This window comes from Nocardia sp. NPDC004654, from assembly GCF_040609595.1.
Lineage (GTDB): Bacteria > Actinomycetota > Actinomycetes > Mycobacteriales > Mycobacteriaceae > Nocardia.
The window spans coordinates 397,209-399,962 of the sequence record NZ_JBEXKI010000003.1 but is presented as its reverse complement, the minus strand read 5'-3'; the positions used below and the strand labels follow the sequence as shown (position 1 = coordinate 399,962).

The 2,754-nt window shown below is 68.4% G+C and carries 2 protein-coding genes; one reads left to right on the top strand and one right to left on the bottom strand.

The window, feature by feature from the left end; all coding sequences use genetic code 11:
• Positions 1-70: 70 nt before the first annotated feature.
• Entirely contained in the window at positions 71-742 is a 672-nt protein-coding gene (locus ABZV58_RS11890; protein WP_355000137.1) for a response regulator transcription factor, read from the bottom strand.
• A 275-nt stretch (positions 743-1,017) separates the two neighbouring features.
• Here ABZV58_RS11890 and ABZV58_RS11885 point away from each other — a divergent pair, with 275 nt between their 5' ends.
• A complete protein-coding gene (locus tag ABZV58_RS11885; RefSeq protein WP_355000136.1) occupies positions 1,018-2,616 on the top strand; it encodes a hypothetical protein in 1,599 nt (532 codons plus the stop codon).
• The last annotated feature ends 138 nt before the right edge of the window (positions 2,617-2,754 follow it).

The window sequence follows — 2,754 nt, the reverse complement described above, 5'->3', positions numbered from 1 at the left end:
CCAGCACGCTGTGCCGAGAGCGGAAAGCGGTCCCCCTACGCCTGTTCCAGACAGTGGATCGCGGTAGTGGTCAGAGGCCCGGGGGGCCCGTTTCCCAGCGGTACCCGTAGCCGCGGATGGTGGTGATGAGGTTGGGGCGCCCAAGTTTGGCGCGCAGCGCGGCCATGTGGACATCGAGGGCGCGGGAGATGGCGGCGAAGGCGTCGCCCCAGATGCGGTCCATGAGTTGCTGGCGGCTGACGGCGGCGCCCGGGCGTTCCACGAGGACGCGCACCAATTCGAATTCCTTCTGGGTGAGCGTGATCGGGGCGCCCGCGACCTCGACGGTGCGCGCTTGCAGGTCGACGCGAACATCGCCGGTCACCACCACCTGAGCGGGGGCGGTGGGGGTACCGGCGCGGCGGGTGACGGTTTCCAGGCGCGCCACCAGTTCGCCGACGCGCGGCGGCTTCGTCAGGTAGTCGTCGGCTCCGGCGCGCAGCCCGCGGATGACGGCGCGTTCACCGCTGCGCGCGGTGAGGATCAGCACCGGCACCGAGCTGACTTCGCGGAGTTTGCGCAAGACGTCCAGGCCGTCCATATCGGGCAGGCCCAGGTCCAGGATGACGGCGTCGTAGCGGTCGTGGGTGAGCAGCAGGTCGGAGCCGCGCCGAAGATGGTCGGCTTGATAGTCCTTGGCGCGCAGCGCCGCGACCAGGGCGTCGCCGACTCCGGGGTCATCTTCGACTATCGCAAGTCTCACGCACAGATCCTCGCAAATCGCAGGTTCCGCCCGCAGGGATATCGGGTGGCGGGGGACTGGCATGCTCGAGACCTTGACACGTTCTTAGGGAAGTCGTCGCTCATGAGCGAGACGAAAACTCAGGGGGTGCGCCAGAATTCCTTCCCAGCTGCTTCCTTCGGGTCGCTTTTCGACGGCCTGTGCCAGGATGAAGGACAGCAAGTCGGCTCTAGCCTGTAACCGGACGCCCCTCGGGATTCCGGTTACCGGTGCGTGAACGAGGAGATAGCTGCACCGTGACCAGCCCACAAGGCCCGAACGACGAGGCCCGCGACGACCAGGTCCCCGGCGATCAGCAGCCGAATCTCACACCCGAGCAGCGCGCCGACGAAGAGTTCCGCCAGGAGTTCCAGCAGGCGTTCGAAGAGAGCAGCGACGAACCCGATGTGGAGTTCTCGCTGGGTGATTCCGACCCGGAGCCCGAGCCCGAAACCGTGGACCCGGCCGAGCAGGCCCGCGAGATCGGCCACAATCTGGCCCGCGAACTGGCCACCGGCGGCCCGCAGGGCTGGTCCAAGCTGGACGCGGTGTTCGCTTTCACCGCGGTCGCCGAGGTCGCGCAGATCGTGTTCAGCGACGATCAGGAGCGTTCGGTCCGCGTCCAGCCGTCGGAGGCGGTGCTGGAGCTGGTGCGCAGGCACCGCGAGGTATCCGCCGCCATGGGCGACGGCCCGTGGTGGCGGCTGCTGTTGCAGCTGACTCCGGCCGGTCGGCTGGATATCGACTACGACTACGGTGACGAGCCGTTCCCGGACGATCACCTGTTCCCGGCCGAGGTGTACCGGGCCGACCTGGAAGCCAATCCGCGGGATCGGCTGCCGGTGTGGCTGGCCGCGTACGTGAATCACGGCAACCGCCAGTCCCGCACCCCGGCCGAGGCCGCCGTCTTGGCGCGCGCGGATCGGGAAGCCGGTGTGCGCGGGACGATCTCGGAGCGCGATTTCCCGGCGCTGCCCACGCTGTGGGCCCGCTGGTCGCTGCTGGCGGCCGCGTTCGTCGCCGTCGGTTCCGAGTGGGGGCCGCGTATTCTGCCTGCGCTCGGCTGGTTCGAAGGCGCCAAGCGGGGCGGCTCGACGCTGTACATGCTGCCCGGTGGCCGGGCCGTGCTCTCCGGTGGTGTCTGGAACGCGCCCGCCTTGGACGCGGCATACAACCAGGGCGCGCAGCTGCCCGCGTACTACGCCGGTGCTCCGGCATGGGTGGCGAACCCGGTGCTGAATCCGCGGGCCGCCAGCGGTTTGCTGTCGTTCTGCTATTGGTGGGAGGGCGGTCGCTGGTACCGCGCCGACTCGCCGGCGGCCGATCAGCTCGCCGAGGCCGTGCCCGGTATCTGGACCGCGCAGACGGTGACCAACGTGATCGCCGGCCTGGTCGCCGCCGAGCCCACCGACGGCCAGGTCGCCGCCGTGGCCACGCTGGTCTCGGCCGCGGAAGCCGGTGTGGTGACCAGAGATACGCTGATCAGCGTCTTCGGTGACGAGGGAGGCTACGACATCGACAGCGCCTTCTACCAGCTCACCATGGCCGGCGTGGCCACCACGCTGCCGGATCCGATGCCCGAGGACGAGGCCATCGACCAGGTGCGCCGCTACATCCTCGACCGCGATCTCGACACCACCGGCTATCCGCTGGATCAGCTGCGCGCCGACCGCATCAGCTGCGGCTGGATGGTCTACGTGCCGACCGCGCCGGGCGAGATCGCCATCGGCCGTGCGCTGTTCTACATCGCCGATGACGGTGTGCTGGAACAATCCTCGTCCTCGATCGCACCCTCGCGCTACATCGCGGAGTTCGAGCAGCGCTTCCAGGAGCGCAACGGGATGGTCGACGCCTGACCTGATTGCCCGCCCATTGCGGGTTAACAACAGGGAACGGATCGATGGCGAATTCCTAACGGGTTCTTTAGCTTCTCCCGCCGGTGAATCGTCCCGCAGCGTCGGCCGAGGTGCCAGAATGGTCGGAAAGATCTGCGT